The sequence below is a fragment of the Streptomyces sp. WM6378 genome, assembly GCF_001279695.1.
In the GTDB taxonomy this organism is placed as follows: Bacteria; Actinomycetota; Actinomycetes; order Streptomycetales; family Streptomycetaceae; genus Streptomyces.
This window is the reverse complement of sequence record NZ_LGDD01000350.1, coordinates 102,736-119,952: the sequence shown is the minus strand read 5'-3', so window position 1 is coordinate 119,952 and position 17,217 is coordinate 102,736. Positions and strand designations below refer to the sequence as shown.

Below are 17,217 nucleotides of genomic sequence, written 5' to 3'. Positions count from 1 at the left end.
CCCTCGCGGTGCACCTGCGGTCAGTGGGCCGCGGCCAGCTCCTCCATCCGCACCAGCTCGGAGAGCCGCTGCGACCACTGGCCCTTCGCCGTGCCAAGAGCCACCTCGGCCAGCCTCAGCAACTGGACGTCCGAGGTGCCGGCCGGAGCGAAGATGTGGTGGGCGTCGCGCAGGTAGCGCTCGATGGGGCGGTCGGTGAACAGACCGGCCGCCGCATGGATCTCCATGGCGTTGCGCGCGGAGTCCAGCGTCGACTCGACGTTGACGACCTTCGCGTTCATGAGCTCCGCGTCGCAGGGCAGCCCCTGGTCGAGGAGATGGACCGCGTGGTAGGCGACGAGCCGGGCCGTCATCAGGCGGGACTTCAACTGCCCCAACTTGATTTTGATGTTGGGGAGTTCATACAGCGGCTTGCCGTAGCGGATCCGGTCCGTGCAGAACCTGGTGGTCTCCTCAAGGATCGCCTGGTGGATGCCGAGCGATACGGCGGTGAGGTTGGCCCGCCCGTAGAGGACGCTGGAGGAGTACGCGACAGCGAGCCCGTCGCCCTCCTCGCCGAGCCGGTTGCCCACGGGGACACGGCAGTCGTGGAAGTGGACCTCACCGAAGCTGAAGCCGTGCAGGCCCATCGACTCGCGGTGCTCGCCCAGCGAGAAACCCGGCCGGTCCGACTCCACGAGGAAGGCCGAAAGTCCCTTCGAGCCCGGTCCGGTACGCAGGATCACCCCGTGGAGATCGCCGACGTGACTGTTGCCGACGTACACTTTTCGGCCATTGAGTACGTAGTCGTCGCCGTCGCGGACCGCGCTGGCCGCCATTCCAAGGACATGACCGCCCGATTCCGGCTCGGTGACCGCGATCGTCGGCAGGCACTCGCCTGCGGAAACGGCCGGGAGCCAGCTCTTCTTCTGCTCCTCGCTGCCGAAGTGCACGATCTTGGCGACGCCGAGCTGGGAGGCCTGCACCATGGCGCCCATCGCGCCGCTCACCCGGGACAGCTCCTCGATGATGATGGTCTTGCCGAGGTGCCCCACCCCCATGCCGCCGTACGCGGGGCTCACGGTGGCTCCTATCCAGCCCTGCCGGGCGATCAGCCGCGACAGCTCGTGCTGGACGGTGCGGGCCGTTTCCATCTCGGCGATCCGCGGCCGGACCTCGCGTTCCGCGAAGTGCCGTACGTCTTCCCTGAGTTGTTGGTGCAGTCGGCTATTGAAGTATGCGTCCATCCGCGAGCCCTCCTCCGCGAAACGCCTGCCGTGGGAGGCCCCGGCAGGTGGTGCATCGGCAGTGGTCCCGTCCCGAAGAGGCCGACCTCCTCAATGCTGTGGATCACCTTCGGTTCGTACAACATTCGCCGTCAACTTTGGCCGGAATAAGGCGTGTTGACGTTGGAATGGCGATGTGTTGTGTGCGGGCCGGCCCGTTCGGTCCCAGTCGATTGCATCCCCTTCACACATCTTTCTGCCACATGCCCACGGCAAAGGTTTCGTGGGCATGTGGCACTGAGGGTCAGGAAGTGGAATCAGATGGGCACGGTCGTGACATCCGGGGACAAGTGCAGAACCGATTCGCTTCAACATCGACGAAATCGACCTTCTCTTCCTGCATGTGGGTGAACGATGGAGGCCCGCAGTGTCAGACCGGCCGATGTCCTCGCTGCGCTGGGGTGGCGTCGGGTGGCGAACCAGTCGGTGAAGTACGGGAGTTGTGCCGGTCGTGCCGGGGTTGAGCGGCCTGTGGAGAAGGGTGCGCGATTCTCTCGATCGCGGCGCTGACCTGGCGGTCTTCCGCGCGGCGTACGGCATGGCAGATCTCGGAGCGGCGGCAGTGGCAGCGGCCTCGGATCTCGGCGCGCCGGGCGGCGCGGAACGCCGACGGCCCGGCACGAGTCCCCGACGGAGTCTCCGGCCGGCTGCCGTGATCCATAACTCCCTTTACTTGTAATGGAGTTGATCGATTCTGAAAGAGGCACCGATACCTCTCCGTCACGCTTACGGTTGCGCTCGGGGGCAGCGCGTTGGGGTGCGGCCCGGCGCACGCGGTGTGCGGAAGGGTGTGGGGAGCAGGTCGGAGCGTGCGATGCGGAATCGGACGTCGCCCTGGTCGGGAGCGTGCGGCACCGGCACGGTCCGACCGGCGAGCGCACGCATCCGGACACCGGCGGCCGACGCGAAACGGGGGTGTCCGAGCGGCCGCCGCTGCCGCACGGGCACTCGCGGCCCCTGAGGTGTGGGGAAGTGGTGAGGAATCCGGCCACCTCACGGGCCGGGGCGGACGCCCGCCCGGCCGACGCAAACAGGCGGCTGCCGCGATGTACCTGCCGTGGGCACCGGTATCGAGAACAATGCGCAGCATGCCACTCGACGACAGCGCCCGCCGGTCGGTGCGTCCCGCGCACCGGCGGGGCCCGGCCGTCCCGCGGCTCCACCGCCCCGCCCCACCGCAACACCGCCCGACGTGAAGGAAGTTGACATGACCGACCTCCGTATCGGTGTCATCGGATACGGCATGCGCGGCACCCTCGCGCGCACCGCACACCGGCCCGGTCGCGGCGCCGTGGTCGCCGCCGTCGCGGACCCCGACCCCCGGGCCCGCGAGGCGGCCGCCGCGGCCTTCCCCGGCGCGCTCGTCATGACCGACCACCGCAAGGTCATCGAGGCCCCGGACCTCGACGCCGTGCTCGTCCTCACCCCCGACCACACCCACGCCGACCTCGCCTGCGCGGCGCTGCTCGCCGGGAAGCCGGCCTTCGTCGAGAAACCCCTGGACATCACGGTCGAGCGCTGCGACGAGATCCTCCGGACCGCGCGCGACACCGGCACCCGGCTGTACGTGGGCCACAACATGCGGCACATGCCCGTCGTCCGGATGATGCGCGACCTGATCGGGCGGGGCGCCATCGGCACCGTCAAGACGGTCTGGGTGCGCCACTTCGTGGGCTACGGCGGCGACTGGTACTTCAAGGACTGGCACGCCGAGCGCCAGTACACCACCGGCCTCCTCCTGCAGAAGGCCGCGCACGACATCGACGTGCTGCACTGGCTGTCCGGCGGCTACACGCGCGACGTCCAGGCCATGGGCGATCTGATGGTGTACGGGGACAACCCGCACCGCCGCGCCCCCGGCGAGCCCAAGACCGAGGACTGGTACACCGAGGACGGCCACTGGCCGCCGCACACCCAGCGCGCGCTCAACCCGGTCATCGACATCGAGGACGTCTCGCTGCTCAACATGCGCCTCGACAACGGTGTCCTCGCCTCCTACCAGCAGTGCCACTTCACGCCCGACTACTGGCGCAACTACACGGTCATCGGCGACGCGGGCCGCCTGGAGAACTTCGGCGACGGGCCCGGCGGCCAGGTGAAGGTGTGGAACTCCCGGCGCTCCGAGTACCGCGCCGAGCCCGACGAGACGTACGACATCCCCAAGGCCGAGGAGGACCAGGGGCACGCCGGTGCGGACCCGCTGATCATCGACGAGTTCCTGCGCTTCGTGCGCGACGGGGGCGTCACCGACACCTCGCCGGTCGCGGCCCGGATGGCGGTCGCTGCGGGCTACCAGGCGACGGCCTCGCTCCGGGCCGGCGGCACCCCGCGCGAGGTGCCCCGGCTCGACCCCGACCTCGTGGCGTACTTCGAGCGGGGGCAGCGGCACGCGGCCGACTGAGCGGGGGCCGGCGGCTCCGCGGGCCCGCTGTCAGTGGTGCGGTGTACGGCCGTTTCATGGCCACCGCCGCCGACGATTTCGCCTGGCTGAGGGTGCGGCTCGCGGCCCTCGACGGCGAGGCGGAGCTGTCCGCGATCTCGGCCGACTCCTGGCGCCGGGTCGCCCCGCGCAAGATCCAGGACGCGCACTCGGCGCCGGGCGGCTGACGGGCGCCGCTCAGGGCCGCCGTGCGGCGTCCGGGAAACGGGTTCGTGACCACCCAGGGAAGTGCGGTATTGTTCTCATGCACGAACGGCCGGGGGAAACCCCAGGTCAGACGGGCATCGGGACGTGGCGCAGCTTGGTAGCGCACTTGACTGGGGGTCAAGGGGTCGCAGGTTCAAATCCTGTCGTCCCGACCAGCGTTTTCGCAGGTCGGAAGCCGTTTTCGCAGCAATGCGGAGGCGGCTTTCCGTGTTTTCCGGGCCAGCAGAAGCCCGGAGCGGCCTGGCGCGGCCGAGCCCGGTTACGGGGCGAGCACCGGCAGCGCGTGCGGGTCCACGTCCAGGGTGTAGCGGGCGGCAGCGCCGGGGAGCAGATCGCCGTCGTACTCGAAGACGAGCGGCTCCCCGTCGGTGCGCTCCACCACCACGCGACGGCCCCGCGCGTACACGACGCCGGGGCCGCCCACATGGCTGCCGTCGCGGCACAGCCGCAGGAGCTCGGGGAGAGGCAGGGCCGTGCCCGCGACGCAGACGTCGAGCAGTCCGTCGTCCAGGACGGACCGCGGCAGCAGCATGAACCGGCCCCCGCGATGGCGGCCGCCTCCCACGCCGACCGACACGGTCGGCCCCGCGTGGACGACCTCGCCGTCGACGGTCACCCGGCCCGGGTAGGGGCGGAACGCCTCGGCGGCGCGGGCCAGGGCTTCCTCGTAGCGGGCCCGGCCCGTGTCGGTGACGGTGCGCGCGGTGACCAGCGTCTGGGCGGCGAGCCCGGACGAGGCGCCGAGCAGCGCCAGACCGTCGGTCTCGGCGACGCGGGCCAGGTCGACCCGGCGCACGCGCGGCCGCGAGAGCGCGCTCTCCACGGCCTCCTGCCAGGGCCGGTCGGACCAGATCTCGCGGTAGAAGGAGTTGCCCGTGCCGAAAGGGAGCACCAGCAGGGGGACTCGCCGCTCCGGGGGAGCGCTCTCGTACAGGCCGGTCATGAGGTCATGGGCGGTGCCGTCGCCGCCGACGGACACCACGAGGGCCGGGCCGCCCCGCTCGCCCACCGCAAGGGCGAGCTCGTGGGCATGGCCCGGCCGCTCGGTCACAGCCAGCTCGACTGCCGCGCCGACCCCCGCGATCCGCCGGACGACTGCCTCCGACATCTCCGGTGTGTTCGTTCCCGCGGCCGGATTGGCCACGACCAGAACGGACTTGGGAGATGGAGTCATCGGCGGGCACCTCGTCGCGACAGGCGGCTCTTCGGCTGTGGCGGAGAGGGCAGGATTCGAACCTGCGAGGGCTTTCACACCCGGACCGGAAAGCACCGGACCCCCGTTGGGCCGCTTCGGGTACCTCTCCCCGTACGCCTCGTTCCGCGTACGTTCCGATCCTGCGGGGGTGGGCTGAGATTTCGCTGAGACCGCGCTGAGACCGCGCACGGGGCGGTCTCAGGCGGTCGGCTCCGGCGCGCCCAGGCCGCGGTGGGCCAGTTCGAGGACGGCGGCCGTGACCGCCTCCACGTCGATGGGCTCCGTGCTGCTGATCAAGTCGTCGAGCAGCCCGTGCGCCCCGTGGAACAGCATGCGGCAGGCGAGCCCCACGTCCCCGGCCCGGAACGCGCCCGCGAGTGCGCCGCGGCCGATGAACTCCGCCATCAGGTCGATGACCCGCTGGTTCGAACTCCGGCACAGATCAAGGGACTTGGCGTTCGCGGAGCGGTAGACGACGCGGTGCAGCTCGGCGTTCTCGACGGAGTGCGCCACCAGCGCGCGCACCAGCCGGTCGAGCGTCGGCCACCAGGCCCCGCCCTCGTCGAGGAGCGCCCGGGTGGTCACCAGGAACCGGTCGACGTACTCCTCCCACATCGCGCCGAGCAGATGGTCCTTGGAGTCGAAGTAGAGGTAGAACGTGCCCTTCGCGACCTCGCCCGCCTCGGCGAGCTCGGCGACGGTGGCGTCGGCGAAGCCCTTCTCGCGGAAGACCTCGGCGGCGCCGCTCAGCAGCGCGGCGCGGCGGTCCTCGGGGCTCCTGGTCACCCGCTTGCGGCGCGGACGGCTCGGGGTGCTGCTGGCGGCCATGAACTCGCCTCCGGTCACGGGGAGTTGGTCATGGCCCAATCTACCCTCATGGTGACTGACCGCCAGTCATTGCGCATTGACTGACTGACCGTCGGTCATTATGTTGCGAGTGCCAGACCGTCCCCGGACCCCCTCGTGTGAGGATCCGCAATGAGCGAGACCATCGGCGCCGGCCCAGCGCACGCCCCCAGGAAGGGGCTGCTGCTCGCCTTCCTCTGCTTCGGCGTGTTCATGGTGTACCTCGACGCCACGATCGTGAACGTGGCCCTGCCGGACATCCAGCACGAACTCACCGCAGGAATAACCCAGTTGCAGTGGATCGTGGACGCCTACGCGCTCGCGTTCGCCTGCCTGCTGCTCACCTCGGGCACCCTCGGGGACGTCCTCGGCCGCAAGAAGCTCTTCCTCGGCGGTCTCGTCGGCTTCACCCTCAGCTCGGTGATGTGCGCGCTCGCCGGATCCATCGGCGTGCTGCTCGTGGGCCGGGCCCTCCAGGGCGTCTGCGGCTCCGTCATGATCCCGGTGTCGCTCGCCCTGGTCTCCGCCGCCTACCCCGAACCGGCTGCCCGGGCCAAGGCCATCGGCATCTGGGCCGGCGTCGGCGGGGTCGCGCTCTCCGCCGGTCCCGTGGCCGGCGGGGTGCTCGTCGACCACGTCGGCTGGCAGAGCATCTTCTGGATCAACGTGCCCATCGGTGTGCTCGCCGCACTCGTGCTCGCCCGGCTGCTCACCGAGAACCGCGCCCCGCGCGCCCGCCAACTCGACCTGGTGGGGCAGGCGTTGTTCATCGCCGCGATCGCAGCCCTCGCCTACGCGCTCATCGAGGGCAACAGCAGGGGCTGGGCCTCGGCGCTCATCGTCGGATCGTTCGCGCTCTGTGCGGTGACGCTTGTGCTGTTCGTGTTCTGGGAACTGCGCAGGCCCGACCCGATGCTCCCCCTGAAACTCTTCCGCAGCCCGGTCGTCGCGGTCGCCGGAGCCGTCAACTTCCTCAGCCTCTTCGGCCTGTTCGCCGCGATCTTCCTGCTGACGCTCGTGCTGCAGAGCCTCCAGGGGCTGAGCAGTGTGGAGACCGGCGTCCGCTTCCTCGCACTGACCGTACCCATCATGATCGCCTCGTTCGCCGCGAGCGTGGTCGCGGCCCGGGCCGGGTCCCGGTGGCCCATCGTCGCCGGATCCGTCCTGTCCGCGGCCGGCCTCTACGGCCTGACCGCGCTGGACGTGGACACCGGATTCGGCGGCTACTGGTGGGCCCTGGCGCTGCTCGGCGTCGGTGTCTCCTTCACCGGCGCCCCGGCCACGGTCGCCCTGCTCGGCTCGGTCCCGCCCGAGCAGGCGGGCACGGCATCCGGCATCTCCAACACCTTCCGGCAGGTCGGCGCGGTGTTCGGCGTCGCGCTCGCCGGCGCGCTGCTCCTTCGCCACCTGCGGGACGCCCTGCCAAGAGCGCTCTCGGCGGCCCCCCTCCCGCAGCAGGTCCGCGACCGGGCCTACGACCAGCTCAGCGGCGGCGACCTGTCGCAGGCGGCCATGCTGCCCCCCGGCACGCGCCGCACCGTCATGGACGCCGTCGGTCCCGTCTTCATCGACGGCATGCACCTGGTGATGGACGTCGCGGCCGCGGGCACCCTCGTCGGCGGCCTGTGCGCCCTGGTCCTCCTGCGCGGCCGAGGTGGCGACAGCGCACCGAAGCGGGCCGAGGCGGCGCGGCCCGAGGCCGCCATGGAGGGGAGGCGGCGATGAGCGAGTCCCCGCTGCTGGCCCAACTCGCCTCCTGGGCAAGCCAGTTGGATGCCACGGAGGCCCCGGACCGAGTCGTCGCCCACCTCAGGAGCCAGCTGCTCAGCCAGCTCGCCGCCGCCCGCGCCGGATACGGCCATCCGCTCGGCGCCAAGATCGGCCAGGCGTACGGGAGCCCCCTCCAGGACGATCCCGAGCGCGCCGCGCACTCCCTGGCCATGGCCACCATCTGCCTGGACTTCGACGACACCGCGTACGCCGGCCACCTCTCCCACTCCTGCGTCAACGTCCCCCTGGTGTACGCCAGGCCGCTCGGCCTCGACGGGCGGCGGCTCGCCACCGCGATCCTGGCGGCCAACGAATGCGCGGCACGCATCACCGCCGCCGCCACGCTCGGCCCGTTCCGGGGCCAGACCGCCGGGCACACCCACCTCGCGGGCGCGGTGGCAGGCCGGCTGCGCGCCGAGGGCGCCCGCGCCGACACCTGGGTGAACGCGCTGGGACTCGCCTTCACCACCCCCACCTGGACGCTCCCGCGCGGCTTCCTCACCACCGACGCCAAGCTGTACACGGCCGCCGTCCCGGTACGCATCGGCCTCGGCGCCTGCGACGGCGCCCGCGCGGGGCTCAGCGGCCCGGCGGACGTCCTCGAACACCCCCAGGGTTTCCTGCACCGGTTCGCCGCCCTGCCGCTGCCCGAGGAGGTGGTGGGCGGTCTCGGGACGCTCTGGTACACCGAGACACTCTCGTACAAGGTCCACCCCGGCAGCGCCTACCTCGGTGCTGCCATCGACTGCGCGGCTCAACTCCATTCGGAAATAGGGGAGTTGACGGCGGACGACATCGCCGAGGTCGTGGTCGAGGGCTCGCTCTTCACCAGCGGCCTCGACCGGCTCACCCGCTCCGAGTCGATCGGTCCCCGCTCCAGCGTCGCCGGCCTCAACTTCTCCGTGCCCTACAACGTGGCGACCGCCCTGCTGACCGGATCCCTGGAACCCGCCGACCTCGCGCCGCCCGACGTGGCCCGGCCGGAGCGCTGGGCGCTCGCCGCGAAGGTGCGGACCGTCCACGACCCCGCGCTGAGCCGGGCTGCGCTGCTCGGCACGGCCCCGCTGGGGCAGGCGCTGCGGCGCGCGGGGCGGCGGGCCGCAGGCTGGGCCGGGTCGGCGGGCCGGGAAGCCGTCGACGCGCTGCCGCCGGACTGGCTGGCCCCGGCGGACGACTTCCGCTGGGCGACGAAGGACCTGGGCGCCCGGGTCACCGTACGGTTGCGCGACGGCCGCGAGCTCAGGGCCGAGCGCCGCGCCGCCGTGGGTGCGGCGGGCAGTACGGACGGGCCGGGCCATGAGGAACTGGCCCGCCGCAAGTTCCTGCGCTGTGGAGGCAAGCCGGAAGTCATCGAACTCGTGGACAATCTGGCAGAGTTGGATCCGTCGGGGGTTCAACGTCTCGTCGAGCTGGCGCTGGGTGATCTGGGCGATGGGGTGCCTCGGCGGGTTCATTCCGGGCGACCGGCGGCCGCGAGCCCCGATGCCTGGACGGGGGAGTCCGAGCCGTCACGGCTCCGGAAGTCCGAGGTCATGTGGGACACGACCGGCCTTGAGTCGGCGTACGACGGGTTGTTCCGTGCCATGGCCTCCCGGATCGGCATCGGCGGCGGCGCCGAACCGGGTGGCGGTGCTGGGGGCGAAGCGGACCGGGCGCTCGCTCATCTCGCCCTCGGTGACCGCCTGTTGGCGGACACCGCGCGGCAGGTGCTGGACGGGGCGGCGGCGCCGGTGCTCGACAATTGCGCGGCCGCCGACCCCGCGGCGATCGACGCGCTCATCGCGGCGGCGGACCGGGCCGTGTTGGCCGAGCTCGTCCGGCGGAACGCCGCGGAGCTGGTCGGTCTGCTCGCCCGCACCCCGGACCGGCGCCGGTCCGCCGACGTGCGGGTGCGGCTCGTGAACGGGGCCGGGGAGGAGGTGTTCGGCGGGGTCGTCCCATGGGGAGAGATCGTTCGCATGCGGGCCGAGGAGCAACTGCCGGGGCACGCTGCTCGGATCAACTCCCTTGATGAGGGTGCAAGTTGAGTGATGAGCGAGGTAACGTCATGGAGGATCACGATCCAAACGGTCCCGATCCGCACGGTCTTGATCCGCAGGTTCTGCGACCGGGCGAGGCCGAGGAGCTGCTCGTGGGCCTGCCGTGGCGGCGGGCCGTGGTGTTCGGCGGCTGCGAGGCGCGCCCGGCGCCCGTCGCCGTGGTCCGCGATCACCGGGCGAAACCCTGGCCCGAGCGGGTGGCCTGCCTGCTCAGGCAGGCCGGGCCGCCCGAACTCGCCTGCCTGTCCTTGCGCCCCCGGCGCGATCTGGTCCTGTCCGAGGTGCGGTCCCGGCAGCTCGCGCAGGCACTGGCCTTCGAGGCGGACCTCGCGGTACTGGCCTGTGGCGGGGCCGATCTGCGGGCCCGGAGCTTCGACCCCGATGTGGTGGAGTCCGAACTCAGCCGGATCCTGGCCTCGTTGAAAGGGGCGACCTGCCGGGACGCCGCGGTGGTCAGCCCCTTCGACTGGTCCGGCTCCGGCCAGGTGGCCGACGCCCAGCGCGACCGGATCCGCACCCGGCAGCGTCTTCTCGTCGAGCGGGTCACGGTGGTGACGCTCCGTCATGGAGCCTTGCACATCGACCTGATGGCGTACGAGAAGGGCATCGACGCCAAGCGGCTGTGGAGTGCGCATCCGGGCCGGCTCAACGGCCGAGGGCACGCCGTGGCTGCCGCGGCGGTCGTACGTGCCCTGGCGGACCAAGCCCGAACGCGCTGAAGAACGGGCCCAGTTGCCTACGGTGCGGGGGGGGCGTCACAGGGCCTCCACCAGGCCCATGTACTCCAGGCGGCGGCGCTGCATGGCGTCCGCCCAGCCGAGCGCGGTCGTCATGCGTTCCTCGACATCGGTGTCCACCAGGCGTCGGCCCGGCCAGATCTCGTAGTCGCCGGCCAGCTCGGCGTGTTTGCGCAGCCCCTCCTGGAACAGGGACTCGCGGCGGAAGATCATGTCCGTGGCGGGGAGCGAACTCCACAACTCCCGTCCCCGCTCGATCAGTTCGAGGATGCGGGGCTTGTCGCCGGGATGGGTGAGGAGGTGTTCGCGGGCGATCGAGCTGCCCACCGTGAGATGCCGGATCTCGTCGATGGCCGCGCCCCGCTCGATGTCGGCGGCCGCCGGGTCGAAGATCCGCCACTTGCGCTCGCTGAGCTCCGCCGCGGGCGCGAGCACCCCCTCGACCAGGATGGTCAGGACGACCACGCCCCCGATGAAGTCGCTCTCGTCGCGCAGCACCCGCAGCCCGAGCGCTTCCAGCGGCGCCAGCACGGCCTCGCGGTCCGCGCCGGCCAGCCGTTCCACCGTCGGCCACAGCTCGGGCTCGGCCACGCCCAGGGAGGTCAGATGAGAACGGAACACCATCGAATGCCGTGCCTCGTCCAGGAGTTGGGTGGCGTAGAACTCCATGCTGTCGACATCGGGTGCGAGCGCCACCAGGTAGGAGATCGCGCGGGTCGCCTTCTCCTCGGCGATCGAGCGGAACGCCAGCTCCTGGGTGAGGGCGTCGTTCAGCGGCCCCGGCTCGCTGGTCACCGCCAGTGGACGGACGTCGTCGGCGTGGCCCAGTACCTGGCCGCGCAGCGTGCCCTGCGGGACGGCCCGCAGCCAGTACCGCAGGCCGCAGTCGGCGGCCGTCAGCTCAAGGCGCATGGCCCCGTCCACGAGGGACGGCGCCCGCTCCCGGTCGGCCTCGGCGGGAATCGCGCCGAGAGCGCTCTCGGTGTCGGTCATCGGATTCATCTCCTGGTGTCGATGTTGAGCAGGGGAGTGCCGCTGCCGAGGTACGAGCCGACCACGCGGGCGATGAGCAGTTCGTGGTCACCGACGGGCACGGTCCGCTCGATCCGGCACTCCAGGCGGCCGACCGTTCCGGCGAGCAGCGGCACCCCGTCGGCGGTGTACGTCTCCCACGCCGACTCGGCCTCGGGGCCGAACAGGGCCAGCCCCTCGCTGCGGTCCTTGCGGGCGAAGTACCTTGCCAGCGGGGCCTGTTGGACCGACAGGCCGTTGACCACGAAGCGGCCCGCGGTGAGCAGGGCCCCCAGTCCCCGGCTGCCCCGACGCAGCGCCACCGAGACCATCGGCGGGTGGACCGAGGCCACGGACAGGGTGCTGACCGTGACCCCGTGCGCCCGGTCCGCCGCCCCGCAGGTCAGCACGGACACCCCCGACGCGAACCGCCAGCCCGTACGCGTGGACACGCTCCCCGGCGCCGTCATGACGACCTCGCGCCGAGGCGTACCGCGTGACGCTCCCGGCCCGTGGTTCCGGCCGCGTACTCGCCGCTGAAGCGCTGGTACGCGGGGTGCGCCACGGGTTCGAAGCTCACGCCGAACGGTTTGAGGAAGTTCCCGAAGATCGCCCGGTCGCCGAACAGGTGGATCGGCAGCGCGAGCAGCGCCCACTCGGCGCCGAACAGCCAGATCCACGCCAGCGCCACCAGCGTCTGCGTGGCCAGGCTGTGCATCACGTTGTAGAGCACGTAATAGGCGTGCGGGATACGGCCGCCCGGGCTGCGGTGGTGCGCGATCGCCCCCGGGATGTAGCCGACCAGGTCGATGTACACGAACAAGGCGGCCGCCACCCCCCACCGCACCTCGCCGAGGTGGGCGAGGAGCAGCGCGGCGGCCACCGCGAGCCCGACCGCGCACTCAAGGCGGACGAGGCGATAGGTCACCGGCGTCTCGAAGAGGTTCTTCGCGTCCATCAGGCGGCCGCTCCGGGAAGGTCCCGGTGGGCCGCGCCCCCGGCGGCCCGGGCGACCGAGCGCGCCACCGGGTCGTCGCCGACCACATGGGCCCGCTCGAAGAGGCTGGTGACGACCACGCCGATGGTTTCCTTCAGGACGCGCGCCGCGACAGGGTCGAGAATGCCCGCGAGGCTCGGAATGCCGAAGTCGAACTCGGCTGCGAAGTCCACCAGACACCCCTCGCCGTCCGGCGTCACCGACCACGTGCCGGTGAACTCGGCGAAATCGCCCTCCAGTTGACGGAAGGAGATCCGCAGCTTCGCCTCGTCGAACCGGTCGGTCTCCGTCCAGCGCAGGATGCCGTTGCGGAAGTACACCTCCCAGTCGCTGTGTATTTCCTCGTCCGTCACCTCACTGACCGTCACTGACCGTACGACCGGAGTGAGTTCGGGGTAGCGGGCGTAGTCCTTGATGCGGTCGTACGCCGCGTTGGGGCAGACCGCCTCGACGCGGACCTTCAGTTGCGTGCTGCGCATGGTTGTCTCAGCCACTTTCAGGGATCGGGGTGTAGCGGGCGGCCTGGGCCCGGCAGGCCCGGTCCACCGACTCGTACAGGAAGTCCAGATCGCCGCGGGACAGGATCGCGGGCGGGGTGAGCCGCAGGACCAGGTGGGAGTTGAGCGAGTGGTTGGCGATGACGCCGTGCTGGATCAGTTCGATCAGCAGGTCGCCCGCCGGGCCCGGCTCCGTGAACTCGATGCCCAGCATCAGTCCGCGCCCGCGCACCTCGCGCACGACCGTCCCGTAGTGGCCGCGTACGATCCGGCCGACGACCCGCAGGATCTCCTCGCCCAGGATGCGTGCCCGCCCGACCAGGTTGTCCTCGCGCAGCGCGGCGATCGCGCCGCGCGCGGCGGCCATCGCCAGAGGCGCGCCCGAGAACGTCGAGGTGTGCAGATACGGGTCGCGGTCGAAGGCGCCGAACACCTCCGGTGTCGCGATCACCGCGGACACCGGGACCACGCCGCCGCTGAGCCCCTTGCCGACGAGCAGCAGATCGGGGCGCACCCCCTCGGGCCCGCAGCCCCACCAGGTGCCGAGCCGGCCGAGGCCGGTCTGGATCTCGTCGACGGCGAGCAGCGCTCCGTACTCGCGGCAGGCGTTCTCGACCGCGCCGAGATAGCCGGGCGACGGAATGACGACGCCCGCCTCGCCCTGCACCGGTTCGACGAAGACGCAGGCCTCGCCCGGACAGGCCGCGAGCTCCTTGCGCAGGGCGTCCACATCCCCGTACGGCACATGCGTGACCGACGGGAGCAGCGGCCGGAAGGGGTCCTGGAAGACGTCCTTGCCGGTGAGGCTGAGCGCGCCCATCGTCTTGCCGTGGTAGCCGTCCGCCATCGAGACGAGCCGGGTGCGGCCGCGCGTGCGGGCCACCTTGATCGCGGCCTCCACCGCCTCGGCGCCCGAACCCGCGAAGTGCACCCGTTCGAGACCCGGCGGGGCGACGGACACCAGGGCGTCGGCGGCGAGGGCGATCTGCGGCTCCATGAAGAGCCGCGTCGACACCGGATGCCGCTCCAACTGCTCCCGTACGTGGCGCATCACCGTGGGGTGCTTCGCGCCGGTGATGAAGACGCCGTAGCCCCCGCAGTTGAGGAACTTGCGCCCCTCGGCCGTGGTGACCCAGGCCCCCTCGGACGCCACCTCCACATGGCCGCCGAACATCTCGCCGAGCGTTGCCCGTCCTTTGCTGAGCCGGGCCCGGTACAGGCGGCCGAGGGCATCCCGGTCGGGCAGTTCCCTGACCGGCGTTGTCGTGACCGTCATCGCTTCCACCCCCTTCAGGCCAGCCGCAGCGGGCGGCCGTCGACGTGGTCGAGGTAGGGCGCCGCGAAGCTCGCCCGCGAGGGCGGGTGGAAGGCGAGCCCGTGCGAGACAGCGGCGAGATAGGCGACGTCGGACGAGCCGATGAACGCCATGCCGCCGAGCACCTCCACCGCCCGCCGCACGGCCACGCCGAGCGCGTCCTGCGCCGCGTACCGGGCCACCAGCGTCTTGGCGAGCGCCTCGTTGCCGCGTTCACCGTCCCCGAGCATCCGGGCCACGCCCTCCAGGAGCAGCCCTGCGCTCTCGTACGCCGTGAACAGCTCGGCCCGGTCGGAGGCGCTGCCCCGGCCCGAGGCGTGCGCCCGCTCCACCAGGGCGCCGGCCATGCCCAGGTACGAGGCCGAGATCAGCAGCTCGAACCAGATGAAGCCGACCGTCTGGAGCTCGTCCAGCTCCCCGGCTCCCCCCAACTCCGGCCGCACGACGAGCTGTTCGGGCACGAAGGCATCGGTGAGCCGTACTTCGTCGCTCTCCGCGCCCGCCAGCGCCCAGCTCTTCCAGAACGGGTGCACGGTGAGGCCCGGAGTGCCGCGCGGCACCAGCAGCACGGCCATCTCGGGTCCGGAGTCGGTGGGCAGCGCCACGGACGCGGTGAGCAGGTCCATGGAGTGCGCCAGGCTGCACGGCTTCTTCGATCCGTTGATGAGATAGCCGCCCTCGGCCTTCGCCGCGGTCATGGTCGGCGACAGGATGCCCTGGCCGGGGCGCCCCTCGGCGAAGCCCGACGAGACCAGGAGCCCCTGCTCGGCGATGCCTTCGAGCAGCGCCCACTCCATGCCGCTGCTCTTGATGCTGTCGGCGAGCGTGAACAGCGTCGCCACCGAGAAGTGGTGCATGGTGGTGCCCACGGCCAGCGAGGGCGAGAGGGCCGCGATCGCCCGCACCACGGCGAGCGCCTCCAGTGGCGTGGCACCGCCTCCCTGGTACGCCTCCGGGATCACCAGACTCGGCCCCTTGCACGCCTTGAAGTGGGCGAGGGCCGGGCTGCCCGGCGCCTCCAGTTCGCTCAGCGGGATGTCGGCGAGCTTGCCGAGCAGTCCGGGCAGGAATCGCTCGCAGACCTCCGCGGCCCGTTGTGTCGAACGCATCGGATCCTCCTCAGGCCGCACTGCTGCCGGTGCCGAACACGGCGTCGCGGGGCCGGATCCCGCCGGGTGCGACGCTGACGCCCTGCACATGGGTGGTGCGCAGCATCGGGTAGTTGGCCTCGCCGAACACGCCGCCGGTCAGACCGGTGCCGCCGTGCGAAGGCAGATAGGGCAGGAACCCGATGTGCGAGTCGTTGACCTTGAGCAGCCCGCCCTCGGTGACCCGGGCCACGAACCGGTCGATCACCGCACGGTCCTTGGCCCACAGCGAGTTGCGCAGCCCGTACCAGTTGGTGTTCACGAAGTCGATGAACGACGCCAACAGCTCGTCGTCCCCGGCCGGTTCGGCCACGACGACCGGGAGCAGCGGGAAGAACGTCTCGTGGCGCACCGCCTGCACCCGCCGCGCCCGGGTGAGCCCGTTCAAGCGGACCACGGTCGGTTCCAGGAAGATGCCGTTCGCGTCCCGCGTGCCGTCGAGCTCCATGGCATGACCGCCGCAGACCAGCTCGGCGCCGTGGGCCAGAGCGTCGTCGAGGCAGTCGAAGAACTTCTCGTTGCGCAGCACCGGGGTGAGCAGCACCCCCTCGTCGCTGGCGCGGCCGGGCCTGATCCGCTGGGCCTGGCGGGCCAGTTCGGCCACCAAGCGGTCGGCGACGTCGGGGTGGGCCACCACCTGGTTGGGAATCATGCAGAGCTGGCCGGAACCGTAGAAACCCTCGGTGAGCGCCTCGGCGGCGAGCTCGACATCGGCGTCCTTCCAGACGGTCACGATGTCATTGCCGGCGAGTTCCAGAATCGGCTTCTTTCCGGCCGAGATGCAGCGCTCCTGGAACCGGATGCCGCTCTCGCTGCCGCCGAAATACATGATGTCGTCGACGTGCTGACTGGCCAGCCAGGAGTTCAGCATCGGCCCCGGGTCCCCGCACACCACGCCGAGCGTGCCGGGCGGCGCGCCCACCTCGTCGAGCACGGGGGCGACCAGCTCCTGCAGGGCGTACATCACGCCGAGCGGGCCGCTGCGAGGGGCCCGCACCACCAGGGCGTTGCCCGCGAAGATCGAGTACACGCCGAGCAGAGCGCTGGCCATCGGGGCGTTCTGCGGCGGGTTGAGGCACACCACCCCGTCCGGCCTGCGGCGCACGGAGATCTCGCGCACCCCGTGCCGGAACTCCTGGATCATCTGCGAGTGGTAGAACCCGATCGACTCCGGGCTCCAGCACTGGAGCATCCCGGACACCTCCCAGCGGGCCAGCGCCAGCGGGTGGCCCTCCTGGACGAGCACCTCGATGATCTCGTCGGTGCGCTCGGCGATCCGCTCACGCAGCAGGCCGCAGGCCTCGTCGAGGCGTACGTCCAGAGGCGTCGCCCCCCACTCGGCGGCGGCGCCCGCGGCCGCTTCGAGGGCCTCCTCGACGGTGCCGACGGAAGCCTTGGCCACGCGGGCGACGATCGAGCCGGGCAGCGGCCCGATCGGCGTCCAGCCCTTCTCCAGCTTCCGCTTGAGCGTGAGACTGGTGAACGCGTCGTCGAGGAGGGCCGCCGAGTCGACGACGTACACCCACTCCTCACCCGGCACGCTCTTCCCCGCCACGTACGAGCCGTAGGAGCGCGCCCCCTTGGCGAGCAGCACGTCGTCGGGATGCAGCAGTGCACGCGATTTCGCTGATATTCCGGTCACGCCAGGCCCCCGTTTACGTCCGCCCCACACCGCGTGGCGGAATTGCTCGAATGTTTCGCGGTAAATTTCTCAGCCCTGCCTGAGAAGCGCCTGAGACGGCACTGAGAC

15 protein-coding genes and 2 tRNA genes are annotated in these 17,217 nt (G+C 71.3%); 6 read left to right on the top strand and 11 right to left on the bottom strand.

Annotated features, from left to right (window positions below):
- Positions 1–20 precede the first annotated feature (20 nt).
- A complete protein-coding gene (locus ADK54_RS41155; RefSeq protein ID WP_053730980.1) occupies positions 21–1,226 on the bottom strand; it encodes an acyl-CoA dehydrogenase family protein in 1,206 nt (401 codons plus the stop codon).
- A 1,246-nt stretch (positions 1,227–2,472) separates the two neighbouring features.
- Between ADK54_RS41155 and ADK54_RS41150 the strand changes: the two genes are divergently transcribed.
- The 3 genes from ADK54_RS41150 to ADK54_RS41145 all read left to right on the top strand — a co-directional run bounded on the left by ADK54_RS41150 (position 2,473) and on the right by ADK54_RS41145 (position 4,067).
- Entirely contained in the window at positions 2,473–3,666 is a 1,194-nt protein-coding gene (locus ADK54_RS41150) for a Gfo/Idh/MocA family protein (RefSeq protein WP_053730979.1), read from the top strand.
- A gap of 56 nt (positions 3,667–3,722) precedes the next feature.
- On the top strand, positions 3,723–3,872 hold the full coding sequence (locus ADK54_RS46540; protein WP_159048048.1) for a hypothetical protein: 150 nt from the start codon (positions 3,723–3,725) through the stop codon (positions 3,870–3,872).
- Positions 3,873–3,990: 118 nt separating this feature from the next.
- Positions 3,991–4,067, top strand: a tRNA-Pro gene (locus ADK54_RS41145).
- A 104-nt stretch (positions 4,068–4,171) separates the two neighbouring features.
- On the opposite strand, the gene ADK54_RS41140 is transcribed toward ADK54_RS41145, so the two are convergent.
- The 3 genes from ADK54_RS41140 to ADK54_RS41130 all read right to left on the bottom strand — a co-directional run bounded on the left by ADK54_RS41140 (position 4,172) and on the right by ADK54_RS41130 (position 5,935).
- A complete protein-coding gene (locus ADK54_RS41140; protein WP_053730978.1) occupies positions 4,172–5,086 on the bottom strand; it encodes a diacylglycerol/lipid kinase family protein in 915 nt (304 codons plus the stop codon).
- 38 nt (positions 5,087–5,124) lie between these two features.
- Positions 5,125–5,216: transfer RNA gene (locus ADK54_RS41135), tRNA-OTHER, on the bottom strand.
- 89 nt (positions 5,217–5,305) lie between these two features.
- Positions 5,306–5,935, bottom strand: coding sequence for a TetR/AcrR family transcriptional regulator (locus ADK54_RS41130; RefSeq protein ID WP_159048047.1), 630 nt, complete (start codon positions 5,933–5,935; stop codon positions 5,306–5,308).
- A 150-nt stretch (positions 5,936–6,085) separates the two neighbouring features.
- On the opposite strand from ADK54_RS41130, the gene ADK54_RS41125 reads away from it, so the two are divergent.
- The 3 genes from ADK54_RS41125 to ADK54_RS41115 are packed head-to-tail and all read left to right on the top strand — an operon-like array spanning position 6,086 to position 10,481.
- The gene (locus tag ADK54_RS41125) at positions 6,086–7,678 is read left to right on the top strand and encodes an MFS transporter (RefSeq protein ID WP_053730976.1); all 1,593 of its coding nucleotides are present in this window, start codon (positions 6,086–6,088) and stop codon (positions 7,676–7,678) included.
- Positions 7,675–9,750 (top strand): MmgE/PrpD family protein, encoded by a 2,076-nt coding sequence (locus ADK54_RS41120; RefSeq protein WP_063802165.1) that lies wholly within the window; start codon positions 7,675–7,677, stop codon positions 9,748–9,750. The genes ADK54_RS41125 and ADK54_RS41120 overlap by 4 nt, the downstream gene beginning before the upstream one ends.
- Positions 9,751–9,770: 20 nt before the next feature.
- Positions 9,771–10,481 carry a hypothetical protein gene (locus ADK54_RS41115; protein ID WP_053730975.1) on the top strand — a complete coding sequence of 237 codons (711 nt, stop codon included), beginning with the start codon at positions 9,771–9,773 and terminating at the stop codon, positions 10,479–10,481.
- Positions 10,482–10,517: 36 nt separating this feature from the next.
- Here ADK54_RS41115 and ADK54_RS41110 read toward each other — a convergent pair whose 3' ends face one another.
- The 7 genes from ADK54_RS41110 to ADK54_RS41080 are packed head-to-tail and all read right to left on the bottom strand — an operon-like array spanning position 10,518 to position 17,100.
- Positions 10,518–11,492, bottom strand: a complete 975-nt coding sequence (locus ADK54_RS41110; protein ID WP_053730974.1) for a hypothetical protein — start codon at positions 11,490–11,492, stop codon at positions 10,518–10,520.
- 5 nt (positions 11,493–11,497) lie between these two features.
- Complete coding sequence (locus tag ADK54_RS41105; protein WP_159048046.1) at positions 11,498–11,962, bottom strand: flavin reductase family protein; 465 nt, start codon at positions 11,960–11,962, stop codon at positions 11,498–11,500.
- Positions 11,963–11,976: 14 nt separating this feature from the next.
- Positions 11,977–12,468 (bottom strand): hypothetical protein, encoded by a 492-nt coding sequence (locus ADK54_RS41100; protein ID WP_053730972.1) that lies wholly within the window; start codon positions 12,466–12,468, stop codon positions 11,977–11,979.
- A complete protein-coding gene (locus ADK54_RS41095) occupies positions 12,468–12,986 on the bottom strand; it encodes a type II toxin-antitoxin system RatA family toxin (protein ID WP_053730971.1) in 519 nt (172 codons plus the stop codon). Before ADK54_RS41095 ends, ADK54_RS41100 begins: the two co-directional genes overlap by 1 nt.
- A gap of 7 nt (positions 12,987–12,993) precedes the next feature.
- On the bottom strand, positions 12,994–14,280 hold the full coding sequence (locus ADK54_RS41090; RefSeq protein WP_053730970.1) for an aspartate aminotransferase family protein: 1,287 nt from the start codon (positions 14,278–14,280) through the stop codon (positions 12,994–12,996).
- 14 nt (positions 14,281–14,294) lie between these two features.
- Complete coding sequence (locus ADK54_RS41085; RefSeq protein ID WP_053730969.1) at positions 14,295–15,428, bottom strand: acyl-CoA dehydrogenase family protein; 1,134 nt, start codon at positions 15,426–15,428, stop codon at positions 14,295–14,297.
- A gap of 10 nt (positions 15,429–15,438) precedes the next feature.
- Entirely contained in the window at positions 15,439–17,100 is a 1,662-nt protein-coding gene (locus tag ADK54_RS41080) for an aldehyde dehydrogenase family protein (protein WP_234392424.1), read from the bottom strand.
- Positions 17,101–17,217 lie beyond the last annotated feature (117 nt).